The sequence below is a fragment of the Bacillus sp. FSL P4-0334 genome, assembly GCF_038004825.1.
Classification (GTDB): domain Bacteria; phylum Bacillota; class Bacilli; order Bacillales; family Bacillaceae; genus Bacillus; species Bacillus velezensis.
The window spans coordinates 1668887-1695176 of sequence record NZ_JBBORX010000001.1; the positions used below are offsets into that span (position 1 = coordinate 1668887).

At 45.8% G+C, this 26290-nt stretch carries 24 protein-coding genes; 15 read left to right on the forward strand and 9 right to left on the reverse strand.

Annotation, left to right across the window (positions count from 1 at the left end; genetic code table 11):
- The first annotated feature begins 232 nt into the window (after positions 1-232).
- Together NSQ37_RS08655 and NSQ37_RS08660 are read left to right on the forward strand one after the other, a co-directional pair.
- Positions 233-805 (forward strand): hypothetical protein, encoded by a 573-nt coding sequence (locus NSQ37_RS08655; protein ID WP_025284352.1) that lies wholly within the window; start codon positions 233-235, stop codon positions 803-805.
- A gap of 463 nt (positions 806-1268) precedes the next feature.
- The gene (locus tag NSQ37_RS08660) at positions 1269-1658 is read left to right on the forward strand and encodes a hypothetical protein (protein WP_025284353.1); all 390 of its coding nucleotides are present in this window, start codon (positions 1269-1271) and stop codon (positions 1656-1658) included.
- A gap of 197 nt (positions 1659-1855) precedes the next feature.
- On the opposite strand, the gene NSQ37_RS08665 is transcribed toward NSQ37_RS08660, so the two are convergent.
- The gene (locus NSQ37_RS08665; protein WP_341123572.1) at positions 1856-4333 is read right to left on the reverse strand and encodes an NB-ARC domain-containing protein; all 2478 of its coding nucleotides are present in this window, start codon (positions 4331-4333) and stop codon (positions 1856-1858) included.
- 200 nt (positions 4334-4533) lie between these two features.
- On the opposite strand from NSQ37_RS08665, the gene gutB reads away from it, so the two are divergent.
- The 8 genes from gutB (at position 4534) to NSQ37_RS08705 (ending at position 12327) form a co-directional block, all read left to right on the forward strand.
- The gene (gene gutB / locus NSQ37_RS08670) at positions 4534-5595 is read left to right on the forward strand and encodes a sorbitol dehydrogenase (RefSeq protein ID WP_326365025.1); all 1062 of its coding nucleotides are present in this window, start codon (positions 4534-4536) and stop codon (positions 5593-5595) included.
- Positions 5596-5668: 73 nt separating this feature from the next.
- Positions 5669-7045 carry an MFS transporter gene (locus NSQ37_RS08675; protein WP_326365037.1) on the forward strand — a complete coding sequence of 459 codons (1377 nt, stop codon included), beginning with the start codon at positions 5669-5671 and terminating at the stop codon, positions 7043-7045.
- A gap of 101 nt (positions 7046-7146) precedes the next feature.
- Positions 7147-8109, forward strand: a complete 963-nt coding sequence (locus tag NSQ37_RS08680) for a carbohydrate kinase family protein (protein ID WP_160242600.1) — start codon at positions 7147-7149, stop codon at positions 8107-8109.
- A gap of 232 nt (positions 8110-8341) precedes the next feature.
- On the forward strand, positions 8342-8659 hold the full coding sequence (locus NSQ37_RS08685) for a YjdJ family protein (protein ID WP_025284358.1): 318 nt from the start codon (positions 8342-8344) through the stop codon (positions 8657-8659).
- A gap of 113 nt (positions 8660-8772) precedes the next feature.
- Positions 8773-9459: a PspA/IM30 family protein gene (locus tag NSQ37_RS08690; protein WP_015239300.1), complete on the forward strand. Its 687-nt coding sequence runs from the start codon at positions 8773-8775 to the stop codon at positions 9457-9459.
- A gap of 50 nt (positions 9460-9509) precedes the next feature.
- Positions 9510-10535, forward strand: a complete 1026-nt coding sequence (locus tag NSQ37_RS08695; RefSeq protein WP_047935395.1) for a TFIIB-type zinc ribbon-containing protein — start codon at positions 9510-9512, stop codon at positions 10533-10535.
- Complete coding sequence (locus tag NSQ37_RS08700; protein WP_122503754.1) at positions 10535-11296, forward strand: TPM domain-containing protein; 762 nt, start codon at positions 10535-10537, stop codon at positions 11294-11296. The genes NSQ37_RS08695 and NSQ37_RS08700 overlap by 1 nt, the downstream gene beginning before the upstream one ends.
- 26 nt (positions 11297-11322) lie before the next feature.
- Complete coding sequence (locus tag NSQ37_RS08705; protein ID WP_020955434.1) at positions 11323-12327, forward strand: SPFH domain-containing protein; 1005 nt, start codon at positions 11323-11325, stop codon at positions 12325-12327.
- A gap of 41 nt (positions 12328-12368) precedes the next feature.
- Here NSQ37_RS08705 and NSQ37_RS08710 read toward each other — a convergent pair whose 3' ends face one another.
- The 4 genes from NSQ37_RS08710 to NSQ37_RS08725 all read right to left on the reverse strand — a co-directional run bounded on the left by NSQ37_RS08710 (position 12369) and on the right by NSQ37_RS08725 (position 17158).
- Positions 12369-14300: an acyltransferase family protein gene (locus tag NSQ37_RS08710; RefSeq protein ID WP_160222896.1), complete on the reverse strand. Its 1932-nt coding sequence runs from the start codon at positions 14298-14300 to the stop codon at positions 12369-12371.
- Positions 14301-14571: 271 nt separating this feature from the next.
- On the reverse strand, positions 14572-15432 hold the full coding sequence (gene rsiV, locus NSQ37_RS08715) for an anti-sigma-V factor RsiV (RefSeq protein ID WP_012116981.1): 861 nt from the start codon (positions 15430-15432) through the stop codon (positions 14572-14574).
- Positions 15432-15929 carry an RNA polymerase sigma factor gene (locus NSQ37_RS08720; protein WP_003155802.1) on the reverse strand — a complete coding sequence of 166 codons (498 nt, stop codon included), beginning with the start codon at positions 15927-15929 and terminating at the stop codon, positions 15432-15434. Before NSQ37_RS08720 ends, rsiV begins: the two co-directional genes overlap by 1 nt.
- 188 nt (positions 15930-16117) lie before the next feature.
- A complete protein-coding gene (locus NSQ37_RS08725) occupies positions 16118-17158 on the reverse strand; it encodes a 2,3-butanediol dehydrogenase (RefSeq protein ID WP_341123578.1) in 1041 nt (346 codons plus the stop codon).
- Between the two features lie 363 nt (positions 17159-17521).
- Between NSQ37_RS08725 and NSQ37_RS08730 the strand changes: the two genes are divergently transcribed.
- Both NSQ37_RS08730 and NSQ37_RS08735 read left to right on the forward strand, forming a co-directional pair.
- Positions 17522-17890: an RlpA-like double-psi beta-barrel domain-containing protein gene (locus NSQ37_RS08730; RefSeq protein ID WP_007408877.1), complete on the forward strand. Its 369-nt coding sequence runs from the start codon at positions 17522-17524 to the stop codon at positions 17888-17890.
- A 65-nt stretch (positions 17891-17955) separates the two neighbouring features.
- On the forward strand, positions 17956-19002 hold the full coding sequence (locus NSQ37_RS08735; protein WP_025284362.1) for a TolB family protein: 1047 nt from the start codon (positions 17956-17958) through the stop codon (positions 19000-19002).
- Positions 19003-19032: 30 nt separating this feature from the next.
- Here the strand turns inward: NSQ37_RS08735 and NSQ37_RS08740 are convergent, their stop codons facing one another.
- The 4 genes from NSQ37_RS08740 to gabP form a co-directional block, all read right to left on the reverse strand.
- Positions 19033-19191 (reverse strand): hypothetical protein, encoded by a 159-nt coding sequence (locus NSQ37_RS08740; protein ID WP_012116985.1) that lies wholly within the window; start codon positions 19189-19191, stop codon positions 19033-19035.
- A gap of 98 nt (positions 19192-19289) precedes the next feature.
- Positions 19290-19499, reverse strand: a complete 210-nt coding sequence (locus NSQ37_RS08745) for a cold-shock protein (protein WP_007408879.1) — start codon at positions 19497-19499, stop codon at positions 19290-19292.
- Positions 19500-19703: 204 nt separating this feature from the next.
- Positions 19704-21242, reverse strand: coding sequence for an outer spore coat copper-dependent laccase CotA (gene cotA / locus NSQ37_RS08750; protein WP_032871767.1), 1539 nt, complete (start codon positions 21240-21242; stop codon positions 19704-19706).
- Positions 21243-21349: 107 nt separating this feature from the next.
- Positions 21350-22735 (reverse strand): GABA permease, encoded by a 1386-nt coding sequence (gene gabP / locus NSQ37_RS08755; protein WP_007408881.1) that lies wholly within the window; start codon positions 22733-22735, stop codon positions 21350-21352.
- A gap of 386 nt (positions 22736-23121) precedes the next feature.
- Between gabP and NSQ37_RS08760 the strand changes: the two genes are divergently transcribed.
- The 3 genes from NSQ37_RS08760 (at position 23122) to NSQ37_RS08770 (ending at position 26279) form a co-directional block, all read left to right on the forward strand.
- Positions 23122-23994 carry a cation diffusion facilitator family transporter gene (locus NSQ37_RS08760; protein ID WP_122503756.1) on the forward strand — a complete coding sequence of 291 codons (873 nt, stop codon included), beginning with the start codon at positions 23122-23124 and terminating at the stop codon, positions 23992-23994.
- A 138-nt stretch (positions 23995-24132) separates the two neighbouring features.
- Positions 24133-25095 carry an AAA family ATPase gene (locus NSQ37_RS08765; protein WP_122503757.1) on the forward strand — a complete coding sequence of 321 codons (963 nt, stop codon included), beginning with the start codon at positions 24133-24135 and terminating at the stop codon, positions 25093-25095.
- Positions 25095-26279: a DUF58 domain-containing protein gene (locus tag NSQ37_RS08770; protein ID WP_059366755.1), complete on the forward strand. Its 1185-nt coding sequence runs from the start codon at positions 25095-25097 to the stop codon at positions 26277-26279. Before NSQ37_RS08765 ends, NSQ37_RS08770 begins: the two co-directional genes overlap by 1 nt.
- Positions 26280-26290: the final 11 nt, after the last annotated feature.

The window sequence follows — 26290 nt, forward strand, 5'->3', positions numbered from 1 at the left end:
AAAACAGATTTAATAATTCATTTGAAGCAGTTACTAAGGATGCAGAGTGCTATTTAAACACCAACAATCCTGTCTATCTGAAATTTAAACATCATTTTACTGTTAATAATTATACCCAAGAGGATGGTCAAACAATTGCACAAGCATTTGCAGATTGCCTTAAAGAAAAATAAAATCTGAATAATTAATTCTTCCCAAAAGTAATGCACATTATGAGGGGGCGCATATCATTGTGATACAGTTAAAGATTATATATAAGGCAGTATTAGTAATTTTAATAAGTGCCTGTTTATTATTGTTTAATGGATGGTATTTTCATAAATGTATTATTGATCCGCATTACTACCAATTAACAGATTTTTCGGAAGAAGATATTCAAATTTTTGAGCATTTTTATAATATTGATCTACCTTCAAACACGAAGTTTATTAAAGCAGAGCAATTTGAAACAGGGGTAGGTAATTATTCTGCGATTTTGTACGTAGCATTACCTGCCAAAAAGGTAAAGCCTTTAGTTTCTGACTATTCTTATATGCCTATCTTTTATAACAATAGGTATACAGTATTTTATGGTGTTAATATTACAAGCAGCAATAAGGAAACAGCACAAATTACATTTGGAGCAGACGATAGTTCGCTGAATGGTTCTTTATGGAGTAAGCAAGTAAGGAATCTCTTAGAATCGAAAGGGAAGTATATTGGCGTTTCAGATGAAACTTATGTTATTTCTGCGTTTTTAATTAACGTCGTTTTTATTGCATTACTTGTTTGGATCTTGAAAAAGAGCAGAAGAACTAGAGTTTGAATTAAGAAATATTTGAACTCACCAGCATAATGTTGATTAGGAATACTTAAGGGTATATCGGACAGAAAGAGTTTTCATTGCACAGATCTTTATTAAATAATAACACTAAACCAATTTTAAATGCAGTTCAAGGGTATTAGAATAGTCTTGTTTAATAGTATGGAAGGAAAGAGAAAGGGGAAACATGAGGAACTTATCATGCTGTTATTCACATTGTGTTTTCTACCCCATATCCATTGGGCGCTTGGAAGGACACCTTGGCAAAGGTTTTATAGATGATACTATACTTCAAATTTTAAGCTTCATTTCACAAAAATCTTAAATTTGCATTAATATTATAAATTTCTATCATACTTATTCATTTCTCGGAAGAAAGATATGGAAAAACCTCTGTTTTTTTTAGGAAAATATGTTATTATAATTTTGGATTTAAAATATTAAAAAGAAAAGAGGAATTCTAAAGATGAAAAAGTTAGTAATGACCCTGTTTACAGCAGTACTTTTGGGAGTTGCTATTTTCGCAGGTGGGTCAGAAGCCTTAGCTATGGATTCGAAAGGTACAATCAAATTTAAAACAGATGCTAATACATATACGAAAAGTGCTACTTCCATTGTAGTTACGGGTACTTTGGCTAGGGATTTAGATAATGGCTTTTCAGTAATTATCTTAAATAATAAAGGTAAAGTATTTGCCAGAAAAGATATTTCGCATAGTATTGGTTCACGTAATTTTCGTGTGAGTTTTTCAACGAAAAATCTTCCTGCAGGTAAGTATGATGTGCAAGTTGGACAGGATTGGGGAGGAAGATATTGGTCAGGTGAACTAAAACATTATATTACAGTACAGCATTAATACGGCTGTATAAGTATTAACCTCTTGTTGTTAAAAAGTTTAACTTTAGAAATTTGTTTTCTGTGAAAAATTAATTTTTCAATCAAGGTATCTTAATCAATTTACTGTACTGATAAAGATACCTTTTTATCTTTAAAAACAACAAGGTCATGAGTGTTTTTCAAAGCTCTTACCGCTAGCCGCAATGTATTTGTCTTTTAAATGAGAATATCCATTTGCTCCACCTCACCCCGAATCCCAATCCCAGGCTCCCACGAATCAATCAGACGAATCGCCTTTTGATTAGCTTCTATCGCTTTCGTAGTTTCTCCTTTTCGATACAACAGCTGTGCCATTCCGTAATGATAGTAAATCAGTTCAACTTGATTGGCGTTGTGTTTGTCATAGAGCATTTGTTCAAAGGCTTTTTCCGCTTTTTCGAGTTGATCACACTTGACGTAAGCCATGCCGAGGTTGAAATAGGCTTCTATCGTTTTTTCGCCGCCGTATGCGGCGCTGGTGGTGTTTGCCGCTTCGTATAATGTGATGGCTTCTTCGTAGTGAGAGCGGGCGAAACTCAGGTCGCCGCGGACCAGAAGAACCCTGTGCCGGATAATGGGCGAGACGGGCTGATCTTTGATGCCGTCCAGCATTGCTGCCGCTTTGTCCGGTTCTCCGATTTTTAACAGCAGCCTTGCTTGCAGGGCGATTCCCCATACTTTCAAGTCATCGTGATCCGGCGCGCCTGATTGTTCGAGTATCTTCAGGCCGGCTTCTATTTGCCTGAGAGCTTCGTCTGAATCGTTGACTTCCATCAGCGCCCAGCCTGCCGTGTCGATCCGAAAGTAAGCTTCCCGTGTGTGTTCGCCTGATTGATGGGCGGCATCGGCAGCTTTTAATCCGTATTCGATTCGCAGGGGCAGGCTGATTCTGCTTAGAAAATGGCTGATGCGGATGATGAGTTTAATCAGGATGTCATGTTGTCCGGTTTCGCCCGACCATTCGATGACTTTTAGGATGTTCGGCCATTCCTTTTTCATTTGCTCTAAATTCCGTCCCAGCAAGTAGCTCCAATAGACAGAATTGGGCCGTTCCCGTTTTAAATGGGTTTCCGCATAATCAATATAATAATGCGCCCAGCGGCTGCGGGCTTCTTTTGCTAATTCGTGATTTTCGGATAAGTGCTGTTCTCCGTAAGCGACAACGGTTTGATGGGCTGCATATTGAATACTACCTGCGCTTCGTTCCGGCTGTATTAAAGCATATGACCGCATTTGCTCAATCGCGTAATGAAACCGCCGGAAGTCTAATCCGGCCGCTTGAGCCAAGCTTTTTTCATCAGGGGGCTTAGCGAAAAAGCAAAGCGTCTGCCATAGTTTTCGTGTGTCTTCATGACATCTGTCCCATGTGCGGCCAAAGAGAACCTCAAACAATTCCAATAATGAGTAGCCTGCTTGTTTAAGTTCTTGAATGAGCTGGGGAGCGGGGATATCGTCGTCTGACATGTAAGCGATGCTCAGTGCCATGGCCTTCGGGTTGCCGGCGGCTGCCGAGACGAATTCATTCTTAAGGTCAGGTGATAGCTCCAACAGCTGCTCCAGCTTTTCCCGTTTTTGCGGGAGGTTGCATGTTTGCAGACAGCGGTGCACTTCTTGCTGAAAAAATTCAAGGGCATCCGTTTGTTCAAGGCCGCTCAGCTGGATGGCCGCCAGTTCCCCGAGGCCGTCCCGGTATGTCTGTTTTACGTTTTCCCGTGCCGTAAGGAGGACCTTTACGCCTTGCGGAAGGCCGATGATAAATTCGTGAATGTCACGTTCCGCCATATCGATGCTGTCAACGATCAGCAATACTGGTTTTTCGTTTGAATGAGCGGCTAATGCATTGCGGACGACAAACCGTTTTTCATTGATGGATTTGTCGATTTGTTCTGTGCGTCCGAGCTGATAGGCGATTGTGTTTAAAAAATCGCTGAAGCTCAATCCTTTCCAGTCAGCACTGATCCAGATGATGCTGTTGAATGCCGGCCAGTCTGTAGAACTGCCGGCACAAAGGTAGGCTGCTTCAAGAGCGAGCGTTGTTTTTCCCATGCCGGCCCAGCCGGTGAGTAAACAGACCGGTGACGGAGACAGCATCCATTGCCGGATTGCTTCCATATCAAAGTTGCGTCCGATAAAGTTTCCCGTCCGGCGTGACGGTAAGTTATGCGTGACGGAGTTTCTTGTAAGCGCATTCGTTTTGTGGCTTGGTCTGTCATGAAACAGCCGCTTTACTGCTTTTTCAACATCGTCATCACTCGGCGCTCCGAATGATCCGTCTTTCCGGAGTATTTTTGCTTTTTTTAGACAAGACGCCGTCCAAACGGGCAGTGCGGGCTTGATAACGGGAATCGTGGTGTTTTCCAGAAGGCCGGTCAGCCATTCAGGATCCATGTCGGTCTTTTCTATAATAATCCAGATCATGCCGAACAGCTTTCCGTCGTCAATTCGTCCGGGAATGTAGTTTGCGCCCATCTGTCCGATCCAGCTTTTGATCGTGTTAGAGGAAACACCTAATCGGAGTGCGATTTGATCTATATAAGACTGTCCGGATTTTACGTTCTTTGTCCTTTTAATTTTGAAATCAGGATGATGTTTCAGCGATTTGACGGCAGGTGCCAGCAGTTCTGCAAATTGTGTCCGGTTTTCAAGTTCAGCCATTAGCCTGCACCTCCTATTAGTACTATTTTATCAATTCAGTGTTTTTTGTATATGAAAAAATAAAAAGTACAGTGCGGCTGTCCTTTTATACAGCAGGAAAGGCTGTTGAACGTATGGAAAAGCAGATAAAATAGGGGCAGTAACAGAGAAAACAAAAATGTATGCACTTACATTTCAAAGCAGAGAAAGGATTTTGCCAAATGACTCACACAGTGCCTCAAAACATGAAAGCGGCGGTTATGCACAACACGAGAGAAATCAAAATCGAAACATTGCCCGTGCCTGAAATCAATCATGATGAAGTGTTGATTAAGGTGATGGCTGTCGGAATTTGCGGATCTGATCTGCATTACTATACAAATGGCAGAATAGGCAATTATGTAGTGGAAAAACCATTTATCCTCGGTCATGAATGTGCGGGAAAAATTGCCGCCGTCGGATCGTCTGTCGATCAATTCAAGGTTGGAGACCGTGTCGCCGTCGAACCCGGTGTCACATGCGGACGCTGTGAGGCGTGCAAGGAGGGGCGTTATAATCTTTGCCCGGATGTACAGTTTTTGGCGACACCGCCGGTTGACGGCGCGTTTGTCCAATATATCAAAATGCGCCAGGACTTTGTTTTCTCGATTCCGGATTCACTATCCTATGAAGATGCGGCTTTGATTGAACCGTTTTCTGTCGGCATTCATGCGGCATCGAGAACGAAGCTTCAGCCCGGTTCAACGGTTGCGATCATGGGAATGGGCCCTGTGGGGCTGATGGCCGTTGCGGCAGCGAAAGCATACGGGGCAGGCACAATCATTGTGACCGACTTGGAGCCGTTGCGGCTAGATGCCGCGAAAAAAATGGGCGCGACTCATGTCATCAATGTCCGGGAACAGGATGCCGGTGAAGAAATCAAAACGATCACGAATGGCAGAGGCGTTGATGCTGCCTGGGAAACAGCGGGGAATCCGGCGGCATTGCAATCCGCACTGGCTTCCGTGCGCCGGGGCGGAAAACTGGCGATTGTCGGTTTGCCTTCTCAGAACGAGATTCCGCTCAATGTGCCGTTTATTGCAGATAACGAGATTGATATATACGGAATCTTCCGTTATGCGAATACGTATCCGAAGGGAATTGAATTTCTCGCTTCCGGCATAGTGGACACGAAGCATCTTGTAACGGACCAATATCCGTTGGAGAAGACGCAAGAGGCGATGGAACGGGCCTTTCAATACAAAAATGAATGCTTAAAAGTGATGGTGTATCCAAATCGCTGAGTGAACGGGGAGGATCTTTGCATTCTCCCTCTTGCTTATCAAAAATGAAAACGGATTCTTGGGGTGGGAAATGATGATTGAAACAGAAAAAGCAGCGGCAGTAAAGACGAAATATCGCGGCCTGTCCTGGATGGAACGGGTCGGCTACGGATTCGGCGATATGTCGTACAATATTATCTTTCAGTTTGTAAACGCATACTTGTTATTCTACTATACAGACGTCGGCGGCATTAAGCCTGCGGTCATCGCAGCTTTGTTTCTTATCGTAAGGGTGCTGGACGCTATTTTTGACCCGATTATGGGCGTGATTTTAGACAAGACGAATACAAGATGGGGAAAGGCAAGGCCGTATCTTTTGTGGGTGGCGTTTCCTTTTGCGCTATTTACGTTCTTATGCTTCACGACCCCTCATTTCGGCGAAACGGGGAATATGGTTTATGCGTACATCACTTATATTCTGCTTGGGATGTCCTTCAGCATGCAGACGATTCCGGTCAACAGCTTAACGGGGCGGATGACGAATTCCGTGGAGGAACGGACGGTTCTGACGACGACCCGGATGATTTTAGTTTATATCGGAATTCTGTTATCGATTTCCTGTGCGACACCGCTTGCGGACGCCATCGGCGGGAAAGATCAGGCGTTTGGATTTCAGATGACGGCGCTCATCTATGCGGCTGTCAGCATCGTTTTGAATCTGTTCAGTTTCTTTACTGTGCGGGAACGGATTCAGCCTGAAAAAAGAAAAAAACAAGGAATGAAAAAGACGTTGTCCGTTTTGTTCCGAAACAAGCCTTTGCTCATTTTGGTTTCTGCATTTTTGGCGTTTGCGATTGGGTTTAACATTAAGCTCAGCACGATGGTGTACTATTTTACGTATAACGTCAGCCATAAGGAATTTGTGTTTTTAGGAACCGTGTTGTTTTTCGGCGCAGCGCTGATCAGCAATCTGTTTATTCCTTTCTTTTCTGAGAAGCGGGGCCGGAAGCAGGTTATGATCATCACGGCGGCGCTATCGCTGATTTCTTATGCGGGCCTTCAGTTTACATCGTATTCTTCGCTGCCGCTTATTTTCTTTTGGCTTTTCGTTTCGGGATTTTTCACGACGCCTTTAAATACGCTTGCTTGGGGAATGGTTGCCGATTGTGTCGATTATGCGGAATGGAAAACCGGAGTCCGGGCTGATGGCGTGGTGATCTCGAGCATGAGTTTCATCAATAAGCTCGGAGTTGCGTTAGCCGGGTCATTTTCGGCCGTTTATCTCGGAATCGCCGGATATGCCGCGAATACCGATCAGACGGCCTCGTCATTGAATGCGATTAAAAATATGAATGCGCTCATTCCGGGATTGTTCATTCTGCTGTCTATTATTCTTATTTCTTTTTATCCTTTAACTGAAAAAAAATATCAGCAGATGATGTCTGATCTGGAGCAAAGGGCTGCCAGATAAGTATACGTAAAATTTAAAATATTCTATGTAAACGGTTGTATTTATGACAGAAAGCACTATACTGAAACTATAATCGAGAATTGATAAATGAGTGTGATAATGTGGGAAGCCAATCTGTTATTTGTATTGGAGAATTGTTAATTGATTTCTTTTGTACCGATGTGGATGTTGATTTGACGGAAGGGCGTAATTTCTTAAAAAGTGCCGGCGGCGCACCGGCGAATGTGTCGGCAGCCATTGCTAAGCTGGGCGGAGACGCGGCTTTCAGCGGAAAAACAGGCAAAGATCCGTTCGGGTATTTTCTGAAGCAGACATTGGACGCCGTACACGTCGATACCTCTATGCTCGTCATGGATGAGAAAGCGCCTACAACGCTTGCGTTTGTTTCATTAAAACAAAATGGGGAGCGCGACTTTGTGTTTAACAGAGGAGCGGACGCTTTGTTTACGCTGGATGATATTGATCAGGAAAAGGTAAACGATGCCAAAATCCTTCATTTCGGATCAGCGACGGCATTGTTATCTGATCCGTTTTGCTCAGCCTATTTACGGCTGATGTCGATTGCGAAAGATAATGGACAGTTTATTTCCTTCGATCCTAACTACCGTGAGGATTTATGGAAAGGAAGAGTTTCAGAGTTTATAAACACCGCAAAAAAAGCCGTTGCCGTAAGTGATTTTGTGAAAGTCAGTGACGAAGAGCTTGAGATCATCAGCGGTGCGAAGGATCATAAAGAAGGTGTTGCGGTTCTTCATGAGCTCGGGGCCGGTATTGTGGCGGTGACACTCGGGAAAAGCGGGACCCTTCTTTCAAATGGGAAGGATATTGACATCATTCCGAGCATTCCGGTGACATCAATAGACTCAACGGGAGCGGGAGATGCGTTTGTCGGCGCGGCGCTGTATCAGCTGGCGCGCACGGATGAGATTCAGACGGCAGCCGATGATTTTGCGAAGCTGCGTGATATTGTCTCATTTGCCAATAAGGTGGGGGCGCTCGTGTGCACCAAAATCGGTGCGATCGATGCTTTGCCGAGTTTAAAAGAGGTTGAAGTATCACTGTAAAATATCGAGGATGCTTCTTGAAAGTCATCGGACTTCGGGAAGCATCCTCTTTATTTAGGTCTGAAACCCTTTTCGATATACGGTATACTTTAGAAAGGCATCCAGTAAATTGAACCGCTGTGAAGTTCATACAATAACTTTTTTATCAGTTCTGAGTAAAACCAAGTTTCTGCTGCTGCCGTCATGTATAGTGTGACGGCCTGTGATATTGAACCGCGGAGGAATGTTTTTCATGAAACATGTTTTTCTTATTGTGCAATGCGCGTTTTCTGTTTTTTGTTTTCTTTGTCTCGCCGCTGTCAATTGGTATCAGGGGAGTGAGCTTGTTTCTGATTCGTTTGATTGGAATTATACGGCTAAATTTTCAAAGCTTTTGAATGGGACGGATACGATTACAAGTCCGGAACAGATTTCGCAGCTGGATTTCTTTGTGTATGCGGCGAAGCATTACCCGTTAGTGAGCGGGTTGATGATCGCGCTGTTTATTTATTTTTTGTTCTCACTGTATCTGGTCGTAAAGAATTTCCGCCGGCACAAATGGGCTGAATGAGACTATTTTCATATAAAATACATAAATTTATGAGAAAATGAAACTTTTTTCGAAAAAAACAGTATAGATAACTATGAACTTGTTACTATTTAATTTTGGGAGGAAAATGAAAAATGAGTATTTTAGGAAGATTTAAAGACATCATGTCAAGCAATATCAATGCGCTGCTGGACAAAGCTGAAAACCCTGAAAAAATGGTTGATCAATATTTGCGGAATCTGAACAGTGATTTAGGAAAAGTGAAAGCGGAGACGGCTTCTGTCATGGCTGAGGAACAGCGGGCGAAAAGAGCGTTAACAGAATGCCAGGCTGATGCCGAAAAGATGGAAAGTTATGCGATGAAAGCGTTGCAGGCCGGCAATGAAGCCGATGCGCGGACGTTTTTGGAAAGGAAAGCGGCTGTTGAATCAAGACTGACTGAGCTGCAGACGGCTTATCAGCTCGCTTCTTCCAACGCGTCTCAAATGCGCAAAATGCATGACAAGCTTGTCGCTGATATCGGAGAGCTTGAGTCGCGCCGAAATGCCATCAAAGCGAAGTGGTCTGTGGCAAAGACGCAGGAGAGAATGAACAAATTGGGGTCCTCTGTGTCAAATGCGGGCCAATCGATGACAGCTTTCGGCAGAATGGAAGACAAGGTCAACCAAGCGCTTGATCATGCCAATGCGATGGCTGAGCTGAACGCGTCTCCGAAAGACGATATTGACGATCTGACGGCTAAATATGACAGCAATCAAAGCAGTGTCGATGATGAATTGGCGGCGCTCAAGCAGAAAATGCTTTTCAGTAAAGATCAATAGACAGCGGGCTGCAGCTTTGTCCGATATAAAGAGAAAGTGAGAGAAACAGAATGATCATTTCTTATAAATGCCCGAACTGCGGCGATGATATGGTCTTTGACAGTTCATCCGGCATGCTGACATGTCACAGCTGCGGGCGGCAGGATCAGATTGAGAGCCTGCCAAAAGAGTATATAACGACGAGATTTTCCGAAAATGAGGCGAACGAGTACCGCTGTGAGAATTGCGGTGCGGTATTAATGACTGAGGCGGAAACGACGGCCACGACGTGCGGGTTTTGCGGAGGAGCCGCCGTTCTCGCCGACCGATTATCGGGAAATCTCGCGCCTTCGATGGTGATTCCTTTTACGATCAGTAAAGAAGAAGCCATGAGCGCTTTTAAAAAGTGGTGCCGAAACGGCCGTCTGACACCGAAAGGATTTATGTCTGCTGATCGGGTGAAGAGCATAACGGGCATGTACGTGCCGTTTTGGATGTTTGATTTAAACAGCAAGGTTCAGGTCAATGCCGTTTGTACGAGAGTGCATCACTATGAAGATGGAGAATACCGGGTGACGGAGACCGAGTATTACAACGCGTACCGAGATATCAATCTTGATTATCTCAAAATTCCGGTCGACGCTTCAGAAAAAATGAATGATGAATTAATGGACAAATTGGAACCTTACTCATACAGTGAACTGAAGGAGTTTAATACGGCCTATTTAGCGGGATATATAGCGGAAAAGTACAATTATACCGATGACGATCTCTTTCCGCGGGCGAAGGATAAAATCAGCCATTATATTGATTCTTATATCAGATCCACCTTCTCCGGATATACGACGGCTGACATTACGGATGAGCAGATTCAGACCGATAAAATCAGCAGCTTTTACGTACTGCTTCCGGTCTGGATGGTCAGCTACGACTATGAGCGGGCTGAGCACATTTTTGCGATGAACGGGCAGACGGGCAAGGTTGTCGGCAAACCGCCGATCAGTGCCGGAAAAGTGGCCGCGTGGTTCGGCGGCATAACCGCCGGTGCGTTTTTAGCATTAAGACTCGTCTCACTTATGATAGGAGGCGGTTTTTGATGAAAGTATCGATAAAAAAAGCGTGTCTCTTCTGCTTCGTCCTTTTTCTGATGCTGTCTTTTGGTTTACATACATCGGCGTCTGCCGCGGAACAGAAGCAATATGTTTATGACAATGCTCATTTATTAACGAAGGATGAAACGAAGAAACTTGAGGAATTGGCCGGGAAGCTCGGGGCAAAGCGCCATACCGATTTTATCATTCTTACCGCAAACGGAACGGGCGGTAAGGACATCGAGCAGTACGCCGGTGATTTTTATGACAGTCATTTTAGCGGAAGCACGGCGATTTTGACCATTGATATGAAAAAGCGGGAAGTATTTATCTCCGGATATAAAAAGGCGGAGACGTATTTGAATAACAGCCGGCTGAATACGATCAGAAATACGATCTCGTCAGATATTTCCGCAGGCCATTATGAAAAGGCGTTTCAGACCTACATCAAGTTGGCTTATAAAGATATGGGGCAAAGCCCGGACGACAAGTCTGACAATCTGCTGCTCACATGGTGGTTTCAGCTCATTATTGCCGCAGCCGCGGCCGGCATCGCCGTCACTGTGATGGTGTACAATTCCGGCGGCAAGGTCACCGTCACCGGCAGCACGTATATGGATCACGATACGTCTGAAGTGCTGAGCCAGCACGACACATATATCCGAACCGACGTTACAAGAGAAAAAAAGCCTGATAAAGATAATGACAATGACGGCGGAGTCACGAGGGGCGGCACGAGTTACAGCGGAAGCAAGGGAAGTTTTTAAATTATATGTAAAGGATTTGAGCATACATGGGTTTTTTCAGAAATCAGTTAGCAAATGTGGTGGAATGGGAAGAATTCAGAGATGACATGGTTTTCTATAAATGGAACAACCGTGAAATTAAAAAAGGCAGCCGTCTGATCATCCGGCCGGGACAGGATGCCATCTTTTTATACAACGGGAAGATTGAAGGGATTTTCCGTGATGACGGCGATTATGATATCGAATCAGAAATCATTCCGTTTCTATCTACACTAAAAGGGTTTAAGTTTGGCTTTAACAGCGGCATGCGGGCTGAAGTGCTGTTTGTGAATACGAAGGAGTTCACCGTGAAGTGGGGCACAAAAAACGCTATCAACATTCCGGCGGCAGGTATGCCGGGCGGTATGCCGATCCGCGCAAACGGCACATTTAACTTCAAGGTCATTGACTACATCGGATTGATTGATAAGATTGCGGGTGTCAAAGACAGCTATTTAGTGGAGGACATTAAAATCCGGATTACGTCTATTCTCGATCAGCTTTTGATGAAATGGATCACCAGAGAAGGAAAAGACATGTTCAATCTGCAGTCGAATTCCTTTGAAATCGGAAAAGGGATTCAAGAAGATCTTGATATGCAGCTGATCGGAGACGGCATGTCGATTACGGGCTTCAATATTATGAGCTTTAATTATCCGCAGGAAGTTCAGGATATGATTACGAAAAACGCTTCTTACGGCATGGTGGGCGATGTGAACCGCTATCAGCAGATTTCCATGACGGACGGAATGTCATCCGGCAAAATGAGCGGAAGCGGCGCCGCCTCAGACATGGCGGGCATGATGATGGGAATGAATGCGGCAAATCAAATGATGAACCAAATGAACCAAAATCAGCAGAACCAGCCGCAGCAAAATCAAAGTCAGCAGAATCAGGGGACGGCACCGGCGAACGGCTCGGAAGGAGCGGCTAAGCCGAAATTTTGTCCGAACTGCGGAACGAAAACGGAAGGCGCGAATTTTTGCCCGAATTGCGGACAGAAGCTTGCCTGACGATATACGAAAAAGAGGCCTTTTTGGGGCCTCTTTTTTTGTCATGATTTCATTGTTTGAACGATGAGGGATGTCAGCGCTTTAGACCCCTCAGGTATGAGATGGACGCCGTCCGGTGTGAAGTATTCAGGGTGCTGCAATGCTTTTGCGTGCCAATCGACAAGCGTCACATTTTTGCGAGACTCGGCCTGCCGGCGCAATGATTCGTTTACTTTGCTTTCCCACTGCCGCGGCACACGCGTGTTGACAAGATAGATATCGGCTTTTGAAAAAGAGCTGATCAGTGATTCAATTTGGCTGTTTGTGAAATAGCCGTTCGTCCCTAACTCGATGATGACCGCTTTGTTCGGCTGATTAAATGACGCATATTCCGAAGTGAGCTGGAGTGCTTGAGAGACTTGTCTTCCTACCTTTCCGTCGATGGTGACATGAGGGAGGGACTGCCGCAGGTATGACGCAATGTCCAGCATCACCGAGTCACCGATGGCCAGCACGTCTTGCTGAGGCTGTGTTTGTTTTGGATCAGCCGTTTTTTGAGATGACTGTTCCTTTTTCTCTTCGTTTTTCTTTGTATTTGATTTGTCTGTTGGTTCTTTCTTGTTTTTGTCTGACGCGGTGTCCGTTTTTTCGCCGCCGTGTTTTTTCTTGCTGTCATCTTCTTTTGCCGGTTGATCGTGATCGGCCGTTTTGTGCGAAGAGGCGGCGGTTTCTTGCTGATCATTTTGCGCGTACGTCCATTGCGGCTGTTTTTTCTCTTCGGCTATCCCTGACAGCCCGCCCGCAAATACGAGAATGGCGGCAAGAATGAGGCCGAGCGACATTCTGCTGATGACAGAGGACGTCTTCCATTCCAGAAAGCGATTCAGAAACACGCGGCGTAAAAATGGCCGGAAGCCCGCAGTGCGGATCGGCTGTTCAATGAAATGGTAAGAAAGCTCGGCAAGAATGAAAGTGGCACCGATTCTGACGGCGCAGTGCCAATAAACCGGATTTCCGATTTCCTGCACGGGTGTGCTCAGTACGATAACCGGGTAATGCCAAAGATAGATTCCGTATGATCTCGTTCCGATCCAGCGAAGCGGCTTCCATGAAAGAACATGTCCCAAAAAGCTGCTCGGATGGCATAAACATGCGACAAGAACCGCTGCGGTGATGCTGATCAAAAGCATGCCGCCCTTGTACAGGAAGGGTTCATATTCATCCGTGTAAAAGACGCAAAGCAGCAGCGCGGCAAAAGCGGCAAGCTCCGTCCCGTGAAGCAGGTGTTTCATGCTGCTCGGCAGCCGTTTGGAAGATAATCGTTTCATCGGCCACACTAAAGCTAAAGCGCAGCCGATCAGCAATTCAAATGAGCGGGTATCCGTCCCGTAATAAATGCGGCTCGGATCTCCGCCGGGCACATACATCATACTCATTACGACTGCCGAACATAACGCGAGAAACATGACCGCGGCCGCAAGCCGGGCCCGTGTTTTACATATGTACATTCCCGCAAGCAGCAGGAAGGGCCATATGATATAAAACTGTTCTTCAATCGCCAGTGACCAAAGGTTTTTTAATGGCGAAGGGGAGCCGAAGCTGTCGAAATAAGAAAGCTGATGAAAGATAAACCACCAATTGCTTATGTAAAAAAGTGAGGAGACCGCATCCCCGCGTACGGTATGCAGGAGCTCGCTGTTAAACAATACGACCCAAATGACCGTCGTGATAATCATGAGATAAGCCGCCGGCAGAAGCCGCCTGATCCGGCGCACCCAAAAATCACGCAAATCAAGGGTGATGGCATTGCCTTGGGCAGGCAATATAATAGATGTAATTAAATACCCCGATAAAACAAAAAAGATATCAACACCGATGAAACCGCCGTCGGCCCAGTTAAAATTCAGATGATATGCGATAACTGCGAGGACGGCAAAGGCGCGAAGTCCATCCAGTCCGGGAATATAGCGGTGATGCAGTGACTTGTCTGACATGGTATTCCTCCAATAATGTGTGCGGAAATTCTCGCTGTTTTGCGGATGGCTATGGCAGATTTCTGTACAGTCTTCCATTTGTTCCGTTAATTAGACGCATTCGGAAGGGGATTTTGTTTCAGAAAAAATGAATGAAATGCTGTGATTTTCTTAAACTTTTCAGCCCCCGTCCGGCGTCTGTTATATGAAAAGGGTCCCATATGCATCTTGGCTGTTGCGGGATGAAAGAAAAAATCCATGATCTGCGGATATCATGGATTTTTTTCTTTCTTTATCTGATGTAGCGGTCTCCGACAAGCAGCTTGGAGATGACGGAGGTCGGTATTGTAAACTCTGTAACGCCCATATATCCGGGTGCCGCTTCATATTCGTCAAATGAAATAACAAGTTTGTGCTTATCAGTAATATAAAAATTCTGGTCGGCGCGGATGGCTTTAAAAGGCTCCGTCATATCATCATCTTCGACCCAGTATATTTTATTCGGATCTTCTTTCATCTGTTTTTTCATTTGTTCTTTAATATTTTCGCTGATGACTTTAATATAACGGTCATCTTTAAATAAACTCTTTAACGTAAGCACGGCCTCATTCTTTTTATCAATCGTGATGTAACGGCTTTGCGTATAAGATGAAGCTTGTGTTTTTTCGATATCACGGCGGATTGAGATCAAATCCGCTGTGTCAGTAACGGTTTCATAATCGCTGTAAATACTGAGGTGGCCTTTTTTGCTTTTTGAGGTCGCCTTCATAAATTCCTGATACAGCTCTTTGCTTTCTTTCATATAATGCCGGTTGATGCTGTCTTCGAGTTTATGATCGGAAAGTCCGGACAGAGCGGGCGTTTTCACATCAATGCTTGATTGGTTCTTTTCTTCCTTCATCTCCGTGAATGTGATGGCTTGGACGACTTTGCCGATGACGGGGATTTTAGACATGGCTTGTGCGGCATCCGGATTGATATTGACAACGGCGGTAAATAAGACGGCCGCAGCGACTGCCGCGGATGTCGGCCACATCACGATTCGTTTTTTCTTCGGTTTTTGCTGAAGGGCTTTTTCGACAATGCTGTCCAGTTCCTTAGGAATGGGCACACTTTTATACTCTTCTCTTAATTGTTCTAATCTCTTTTCCATTAAGAAAGATCCTCCTTCGTCAGCTGAATGCGCATGAGCTTCAGCCCCCTGTAAAGGCGTGTTTTGACGGTGTTGATGTTTTCCCCCGTGATGTCCGCGATTTCTTCTAATTTCAGGTCTTCAAAGAAACGCAGAATGATAATGGTTTTATATTGATGCGGCAGGTCATCAAGCGCTTCGTGAAGGTCTGTGTCTTTGTAGTGATCTTCCTTTCCGCGGCTTAAAAACTCGATCGTTTCATCGTCCATCACTTTCAGTTTTTTCTGTTTGCGGAGAAAATCAATGGCCGTGCGCACTAAAATTTTATAAAACCAGCTTTTGATCACATCGGGGTTTTTGACGGATTCGACCGATGTCAGCGCTTTTTGAATTGATTCCTGAACAATATCTAACGCGTCATCCTTGTTCTTTACGTAACTGTACGCCAGCCGGTAAAAGTCTTCCTTGCGCTCAGTTATGCACGTCACAAGCGACGCTTTGGCTGTTTCGTTCTTCATTGCTTCAAAGGGCTCCTTTTTTAAAAATACGTATCATAGGCTGCTGCCTAAGGATAGACGGGACAGGGTGAAAAATAGTTTGCGCAGAGGGGATCATTTTTAAAAGGAAAAGGAAGGAAAGACGATGAGATGAAAAAAAGAGCCGGAACGGCTCTTTTTCGGATGTGTCTGATATTCAGCTGAACGGTTTAGTTCGGTTTGACTAAGATTTTCACTTGGTTTTTCTCTTTGATTAAAGCGCCGAAGCCTTCTTCAATCAGATCGTCGAGCACGATTTTTTTCGTGACGAGCTTATCTGCTGAGAAGTAGCCCTCTTTCATCAGTGCAAGAACGGAAGGGAAGATGTCACGGTATCCGATAATGCCTTTTACGGTCCGTTCTTTGATAACGATATCGTTCGGATGAATTTCCGCTCCTTTTTCCCAGATGCTGACGATAACCGTTTCACCGGCAATGTTTGTTGACTGGATCGCCTGGCGGAGAACGACAGGAACGCCTGTTACTTCATAAGAAACATCAACGCCTCCGTTTGTGCGTTTAGCGATTTCTTCAACGACATCGTCCGTTTTTGACGGATCAATGATGATAGCGCCGAGTTCTTTCGCTTTTTCCTGACGTTCCGGTGAAAGTTCAACCGCGTAAATATCTGTGGCGCCGGCCGCTTTCAGGGCTTCAATCACAAGCAGCCCGATCGGTCCGCAGCCAAAAACTGCCGCCTTGTCGCCCGCTTTTAATTTGCTTTGGCGGACGGCGTAAAGCGCTACCGCTGACGGCTCAACAAGTGCGCCCTGTTCGTAAGAAAGCTCTTCAGGAAGCTTAAACAGCAATTCTTCGTCAACGGATACATATTCAGAAAATCCGCCGCCGCCTCCGGCTAAGCCTAAGAATCCCATTTGTTCATCAAGGTTATAGGCTCCCTGATGTTCGTGTGTGGCAAAAATCGGTTCCACGACGACACGGTCGCCGACGCTGTAATTTTTGACGCCTTCGCCCACTTCAACGACTTCTCCTGAGAATTCGTGACCCATCGTGACGGGCGCCATTTCGTTTGTTAACGGATGAGGTTTGCCGACCGGAATAAAGATCGGGCCTCCCAAATATTCATGAAGGTCGCTTCCGCAAATCCCGCACCATTTGACTTTAATTTTGACTTTACCCGGTTCTGCTTTAGGTTCATCAATGTTTTCGATTCGAATGTCTTTTTGATTGTGCCATCTTGCCGCTTTCATTGATTATCACTCCTAGTCTGATTGAAACGAGTATAGGTACATGATCAATATGAACCGCGGTTAAAAGGAATAAAGTGCCTGCTTCCTAAAGCCTGATTTCTCAAAATATATCATATTATGCAACTATCAATAGGCCTTATAAAAAGTCCATATTGAATGCAGAAATACTCTATGAATATTATAACGCTAATGAATTAAATTTTGTAGTATAATTTACCATGGAATTATATAGAACGGGAAATTGTGCCGTCGTTATGTGCATGTCTCATCACGTTGTAATGAACATGTAAAGTGATTGAAATATTATAATCGTCTTCTTGGTGTATAATTTTGCCTAGAATAAAGAATCAGGAGGACGAAAGCTTGAAGAAGTTATTCTTAGCCTTATTGATTTTAGCAGGAAGCACGCTGGGAGCGATCAGTTACTCTTCTGATGCAAGCGCTAAAAAAGTGAACGGAAATATTACATGGTATAATGGAGTCGGTAAAAAAGGATCTTCCGGTAAAAAACTGGGACACTGGGATTGCGCGACAAAATTAGGATTTGACGTTCCGAGAAACGGAACGAAAATCAGAGCTTATGCGAAAGCAAAACCGAAAAAGGTTATCACCGTATACAAAAATGATGTAGGCCGTCTGCCGAATGCCGTATTGGATGTCAGCCCGAAAGCGTTCAAAGCGCTCGGATATCCATTAAGCAAAGGAAGAGTATCCGGACACTACAGCTATTAAAATAGACCATCTTAAAAAGCAAGGACACTGATTCTTGCTTTTTCTGATTGACGGAGAGATTGATAATGAAGAAGAAACGATGGATCTGGATGTTGCTGGCTGCCGTTTTGGCGGCGGCGGTCATCGCGTCCGTTTTACTGATTAAAGGAAAAAGCGACGGCGGCGGGAAAGCCGTTGTCTCCGGCGGCCATGACAAGCTGCTTGTTTCCATTACAGACAAAGATCTGATGACGAAATATTACGAAGACAGCCGCGTGCTGTACGAGGAAAAGCTTTCGGCATATCCGGCGTTTGCGCTGGATGACGCCCATCAGGTGCTCTATTTTGTCGGGAATAATGACCAAAATGAGATGCGTCTCTATAAGCTTGATCTGAAGACGAAAAAGAAGACGGTGCTTTATAAAGGAACGGCAAGCGCTGACAGTCTGTTTTTATCAAAGGATCTGACGCACATTTATTTCCGTCTCGGAAAAGCGGATGAAGATATTTTCCGTCTCGCATCTTTTGATTTGAAAACGAAACGTTATGAAAATCTGTATCCCGCCGCCGATGAGAAAGACGACAGTGTAAGCAGCTTCTTTTATAACCGGAGCCAAAACGATTTTGCGCTTCTGCATTATTCCGTAAAAGAGGATTATCAAAAAACGGATGAGGCAAATGAGAAGGGGATTGACCCTGAACCGACGAATATCCGGTTTGCAGCAGGAGCGGGCGAACACCTTCAGGATTTGACAAACCTTGAACAGTTTATCAGCGACGTGGCGGTGTCACCGGACGGAAAGAACCTTGTCTTTACATCTTATACCCAAAAAGGGACGGAACAAAAAGCGTCCATCCGTCTGATGAATGTCAAAACGAAAAAAGATGAAACGATTATCTCAAACGGGAAGGACTTCGCTCCGCTGATTGATGCCCAGCCTCAGTTTTCTAAAGACGGCAGCATCATTTATTTCATGGCGGAAGCAAAAGGCGCTAAGCGTCTGAAGGATGAAACGGGGCGGAATGCGAAGGTCCGGACCATTTATGCTTATCATTTGGATACGAAAAAATGCGAAAAAGTCTGGGAAAATGACAACGGCATTATTAACAGTTTTTCCGTCATCCAATCATGAAAAAAACACTCAGCGCCCGCTGGGTGTTTTTTAATGAACAAAGCTGGCTGCGGCTGAGGCGAGCCATTTGAAAAAACGGAGAATCGGAACGGCAAAATGAAGCGTTTCGATGAATGACTGTGCGGCAAGGTTCATTTTCCGCCGTTTTGCCATTTCCTTCAGATCGTTCTGCTGCCGATCGTTTTTCATGTTCATTGCTCCTTTGCATCATAAAAGGACATGATATCGCAAAGGCCTCTCATGAGACATGGAGGCCTTCTCTATGTTGAGACTCGTAAAAGGGAGGTCTAACTTGATGCCGTTTGATTATTGTTTTGGAGATTTACCAACGAACGGACGCCGTCGATCATTTTACTGCCGCAAAGGGGGCAAGTCGGGGTATCACTGCCGGCAAAATTCTTTCTGCTCCAGCCGATACAGTCCTCTTTTGTGCATTCCCACGTACTGACATCTTCTTTAGGCAGCGGTTCCTGATTACGTTTGTTGTAGTAAGACATAAAGTCACTTCTTCCCTTATGAATTTTCGTGCACTCCTTCATTGTCTCATACTTTTCCCTAATCTCCTAATTCCTTTTTCTATCCAGATTTCCAATGAGGGTGCATCGTCTTCCTGTTATTACAGTATATGCAAATAAGTGTCTTCTTATTTTTTCTTTTTGGATAAATAAAAAAGCCCCTTCTCTAAAAGGGGTGATATTTGTTTACTGCTTATCCGTGACGTCCATCGGTCTCATCATGTCGTAATCTTCATGTTCTAAAATATGGCAGTGCCATACGTAGCGTCCGCTGTAAGGAGCGAAGGTCGCCGCGATTCTGATGACCTCTCCCGAGTGCGCCTGCACGGTATCTTTCCAGCCTTTCTCACTTGGAGGAGGCGGGACGGCGGGGCCTGTATACACAATGTCGCCGAATTTGTTATAACGCTCTAAGTCAAAAGGACGCCGGTCAAGGATTTGGAAGGAAACAAGGTGCAAGTGTATCGGATGGGTTCCCCCCATCGGATTAATAATCGACCAGATTTCCGTTGTGCCGAGCTTCGGCGCTTCTGTCACAGGATCATGCCATCGCTTGTTATTCAGCGTCAAAACGGGCCGGCCGTATTTGTCTTGCGTATTTGTAAGTTTAAGCGTCCTGATATTGTGTATTCTCTTTGATGTCACATTAGGCATTGTTGAAAGATATTTAGGCTTCCGGCTTGTGTCTGCTCCCTTCAGCGGTTTTGTGACGCGGAATTGCATCACATTGGCGTCTGTATCCGGATCGGCGTCGCCCCCGCAGCCGGTGCCGTTCGTTAAAATGATATGTTCTCCGTCAAAGGCGGAGAAATCGATGAGCACATCATACCGCTCTGCCGGGGCTAAGCTGATAGATTGTGTTTTGACAGAGCGGGGAAGCAACCCGCCGTCAGAACCGATTTGGATAAACTTCCCGCCGTTATTGAGCGAGAGAGAAAATGTTCTCGTATTGGAGGCATTAAGGATGCGGAAACGATATGTCCGCGGTTCAACTTCCATATACGGCCACGCTTTACCATTGACGAGAATGGTATTTCCGCAAAAAAACGGGACGATGGAAGGGTCGGGCAGCGTTTCGGAAGGGGTAGCAGGCCCGCTCGGATAAGACAAGGAACCGTCGTCATTTAACGTGCGGTCCAAAATCATAAGCGGTACGTCGTACTCTCCGGAGGGAAGCTTCAGCTGCTTTTCTTTTCGCTCGCGGATGATATACATCCCGGCAAGCCCGGCGTACACATTGAGCCTCGTAATCGCCATGGCGTGATCGTGATACCATAACAGAGCCCCGCGCTGTTTGTTTGGATAATGGTATACCTCTCTCTCAAAATAAGGACCCGTTTCCTTAAAATCCTTTGTGAACCATGCTTCCGGGTAGCCGTCGCTGTCCGGCGGCGTTGCTCCTCCGTGTAAATGGACGACGGTTTTGACATCGGGTTCCTGATGGCCGCTTTCTGAATGGTGAATGGTATGATCCACGGGCAGAAAATGCTTATCCGGAAGGTCATTCATCCATTTAATATAGACGTTTTCATCTTGGTTCACGTCGATCGTCGGGCCGGGAAATAAACCGTTATACCCCCACAGCCGGGTCGGCGGGAGATCGCGGTGCAGCTTGTGAAAGCATTCCTTCATGGTGACTTCATAATACGTGCTGCCGTCTGATTTCTTCTGCGGCTGGAGTGTTTCGATAATCGGCAGTTCATCTGCAAATTTTTCTAGTGCCATTTTTCATCCTGTCCTTATCATTTATTGAAATCCTGTACTACAGTTAATGCTGCCTGGAACAGGTTGGTTAAAAAAACACCCGCCCTTTTTGAGGGGGGTGTTTGCGGTTATTGCGCAATCCGGCTTTCGGAAGCGCTCTCTTTCGGTTTTTGTTTTTTGCGGAATACATATGAGGCAAGTACCAGCAGAGTAATAAATCCTGTCAGCAGAAATTCAGACCGCATTGAACTGATAAACAGCATAGATAACAAGATGGCGCAAATGGCGATGATCGTCAGGTAGGTTAAGTACGGATAAAACCACATTTTGATTTTAAGAGATTCAGGGTTTGTCCGTTCGATTTTCTTTCTCATTCTCAGATGTGAGACGGCGATGACGAGATAGACGAGCAGTGCGATCGCCCCTGATGAATTGACCAGGAACAAAAATACGGAGTCGGGAGAAAAGTAGTTCATAACAACGGCAATATAGGAGAAAAAGGTGCCGGCGATAATGGCTTGAACCGGTACGCCTCTTTTACTCAGTTTCATAAAACGCCGCGGCGCTTCATTTCGCTCTGCCAGTGAATACAGCATCCGTGACGTCGTATAAAGCCCGGAGTTCAGGCAGGACAGAACGGCTGTCAGGACGATGAAATTCATGATTTGAGCGGCTGCGGGAACCCCGATATGGCTCAAAACGGCAACGAAGGGGCTTTCCAAAATATTGGCTGAATCCCACGGCAGCAGTGTGACCACAACCGCAATGGAACCGACGTAAAAAATAATGATCCGCCAAACGACTGAGCGGGTCGCCTTCGTGACGGATTCGACCGGATTTGACGTTTCTCCCGCTGCGATTGCGACGATTTCAGATCCCATGAAAGAAAAAATGACAACGACGATGCCGAGCAGAACGGAACTTGGACCTTTAGGGAAAAATCCGCCGCTGCCCGCCAGATTTTCCAGCCCGACCGGTTTGCTGCCGGGGACGATTCCGAAAATGAACGCAAATCCCGCGATTAAGAAGACAACGATCGTCGCTACCTTCACTAAGGAAAGCCAGTATTCAAATTCGCCGAACGATTTAACTGAATAAATATTCGTCAGTGTTAACAGCACGGTCAGAAGCAGACTCGTCAGCCATAACGGAATGCCCGGGAACCAGTACTGTATGATTCCGGCGCCTGCAATGGCTTCAATGGCAATGACGATGACCCAGAAAAACCAATACAGCCATCCGATCGTAAAACCGGCCCAAGGACCGATGGCGTCATGCGCGTACTGTGAAAACGAACCGCTTGTCGGGTTGACGGAGGACATTTCCCCCAGCATTCTCATAATAAAAATCACTAATAATCCTGCTAAAGCGTAGGAGACAATCGCTCCGGGTCCGGTGGAATGAATGACTGATCCGCTTCCGACAAATAATCCGGCGCCGATCACGCCGGCAATTGAAATCATAGTCATATGCCGGGTTTTTAATCCCTTTGATAAAGAGTTAGGCTGATTCATTCTTTGCCTCCTTTTGGTTTGTTTATGCTGAATATTCCGACAAGTATTATTCTATCATAAATGCCACAGGCAGTTGAAAATGATGTAAGAAAATATGACATTTTTTCTCGTCCGTACAGCAGAAGGTTCCGGAAGGAAAAGAAATAATTTTCTGTTATTTCTGTGTTTTGATGGGTTTGAAAATAATTCCATGAACATGGGTTGGCGAGAATCCTTGATACGATTGGGATGAGAGGGGTTTTGTGAATAAAAATAAGTTTCCTGAGCGCATAAATGTTCTATGCTTACTATTTTTCTGTGGAAAGTGAATCATGTTTCTATAGACCCACTGTATCTTCGCTTTGTATGATAATGAAGGAAAAATTGAACGGGAAGGAGGATTTTCAGTGGAGAGATATCATGAATTGAAAAAAGGCGAAACCGGAGCGATTGTCAGTATTGGCGCATATGCGGCATTGTCGGCTGTGAAGCTTGTAATCGGTTATTTGTTTCACTCAGAAGCGCTTCAGGCCGACGGTTTAAATAATACGACTGATATCGTGGCATCTGCGGCTGTTTTCATCGGTTTGCGCATCTCTCAGAAACCTCCTGACGAAGATCATCCTTACGGCCATTTTCGGGCAGAGACCGTCGCGTCACTCATCGCTTCCATTATTATGATGCTTGTCGGAATGCAAGTGCTGTTCAGCGCCGCGCAATCTATTTTTTCCGTTAAAGAGGAAACACCGGATATGATAGCCGCCTGGACGGCCGCGGGGAGCGCGGTCGTGATGCTGATGGTCTACCGCTATACGAAAGGGCTTGCGAAAAAGGTAAACAGCCAGGCGCTTTCAGCTGCGGCTGCTGATAATAAATCAGATGCGCTCGTCAGTATCGGCACGTTTATCGGAATTTTTGCTTCACAGTTCTATTTGGCTTGGGTGGATACGGTTACCGCGTTTATCATCGGGTTGATCATCTGCAAAACCGCGTGGGATATTTTTAAGGAATCTTCTCATTCGCTGACTGACGGTTTTGATGTCAAACATATTTCTGATTATAAAAAGACGATTGAACAGATTGCGGGCGTCAGCCGTTTAAAAGATATTAAAGCGAGATATCTGGGCAGCTCCGTTCATATTGATGTCGTCATTGAAGTGCCGTCAGATCTGAACATTAAAGAGAGTCATGAGATCGCAAATGAGGTAGAACGCAAGATGAAAGAGGAACATGCCATTGACCATTCACACGTTCATATGGAGCCTCTCCAGCTGAAATAAAGCTTCCTTTCTAAAGGGAGCTTTTTCCTTTTTCAGACTGGAAACAATTCGCTGGAAACGTTTTTTTATACTGTTTATATTTTGTGGTAAAGTTAGGTTACGATAATTGAAATTTGAGAGATGACTAGGAGGAGAAGAATGGCTTATAAAGAAGAGCTGCATCCGCTGCTGGAGAAAGCCGTTGAGCATATTGAAAACATCATCATAGGAAAACGGGATATCGCCATACTCAGTCTGGCCGCCATTCTCGCAAAAGGGCATGTGCTGCTGGAAGACGTGCCGGGAGTCGGAAAAACGATGATGGTCCGCGTTTTGGCCAAGCTGATCGGAGCTGACTTTAAGAGGATTCAGTTCACGCCGGATCTTCTGCCGTCAGATGTGACGGGTGTCTCTATTTATAATACGAAAACGATGGAATTTGAATACCGCCCTGGACCGATCATGGGGAATATCGTGCTGGCTGATGAAATTAACAGAACCTCTCCGAAAACGCAGTCTTCCCTGCTTGAGGCAATGGAGGAAGGGAATGTCACGATTGACGGAAACACAATGCGGCTGGCTGAGCCGTTTTTCGTCATGGCCACACAAAACCCGGTTGAATATGAAGGAACGTATCCGCTTCCCGAAGCCCAGCTTGACCGGTTTTTATTTAAGCTGCGCATGGGCTACCCGACTGCCGAGGAAGAGCTTCAAGTTCTGTCTTTGCAGGAAGGGCGCAATCCGCTTGAAACAATCGAGCCCGTCATTTCTAAAGAACAGTTTATCAGCCTTCAGCAAAAATTGGAGCAGGTGCGGGTGGATGATGGAATTAAAGCGTATATCGTCGGCATTACTCAGCATACCCGCCGGCATCCGTCCGTACATCTGGGCGTAAGTCCGCGCGGTTCAATCTCATTAATGAAAGCTGCGCAGGCGTACGCGCTGCTTCATGACCGCGATTACGTCATTCCTGATGACGTCCAGTATTTGGCTCCGTATACGCTGCCGCACAGAATGATCTTGACCGCCGAGGCGAAATTTAACGATGTGACGCCGGAAGCGGTTATAGAAGACATCATGCAGACGGAAAAAGTCCCCGTTCAAAGGATGTCGGTCCGCTAATGAGAAAGAAGATGCATTGGCTTCTATATGGCTGGAAGCTGCTTATGTTGGCCGTACTGACGGCGGCTGTCTTTTCTTATGCCATGTTTCAGGGCGGATTTGTGAGCTGGTTTTTATTTTATGCGTTTTTGCCGTTTACCGTTTACGCCGGGCTGGTCGCTGTGTACCCGCTGCGGGCGTTTCAGGTGGCGCGTGACGTGTCCTCTGCCCAGTTAACCTCAGGCGACAGGCTGTCTGTCACCATCAGGCTGACGAGGCGCCTGCCGTTTCCGCTGACATATATGGTCATTGAAGATGTGATGCCGGAAACGCTTGGCGAGAGGCGCAGTGCGAAACAGCTCGTGTTTCCGTGGTTTCAAAGGAAGCTGACGTTACAATATGAGCTGCCGCAGGTGCCGCGCGGAGAGCATCATTTACATACGATAAGAGTGCGGACGGGAGATGTTCTCGGGCTTTTGGACAAGACGGCGTCGTTTTCCGTTACGGATACGGTTCTGGTTTTCCCGGCGTACGGGTCTGTTCACTATAAGCCGCAGGCTGCCTCCGGAGAAGAGGGTGCGGCTGCTGGCGCTCCGTTTCAGGTACACCGCTCCGCAATGGCTGCGAGCGTCAGAAATTATCAGCCGGGCGACCGGTTTTCCGCGCTTGACTGGAAAACATCGGCGCGGCGAAATGAGCTGATGACGAAGGAATTTGACCCGCTGCAGAGTGTGAATATGATTCTCCTTTTGGACTGCAGGCCGTCCCCATCGTTTGAAGCCGCGGTATCAGCTTCGGCATCCCTGCTTTACACGGCGCTTGTGAAGGGCTCTCCCGCAGGGTTTATTTCATTGGGGAGCGACCGGACCGTTTTTCCCGTCCGGGAGGGAGACCGGCATTTCAGAAAGATGCTGCGTTACCTGGCATCAGCTTCAGAATCGGAAGAAGCCGATGCAGGCGGGCGTTTAGGAAAAGAGCTGGCGGATCCGCGCGTCCGCAAAGCTTCCATTGCCGTCGTGACGGGCAGTCTTACAGAAGACCTTCTCAAACAGGCTGAGCCCGGCCGTGCTGACATGACGGTGTTTTTGGCGAAAGAAACGAATGCCGCGCTTTCGGAGAAAGAACGGAAACTCGCTCTCATCTTCGCTCAAAAAAATATTAAGGTGCAAATGATCAGGGACAAACGGGTGTCCCATGTTGTTTAGAAAGAGAGGTG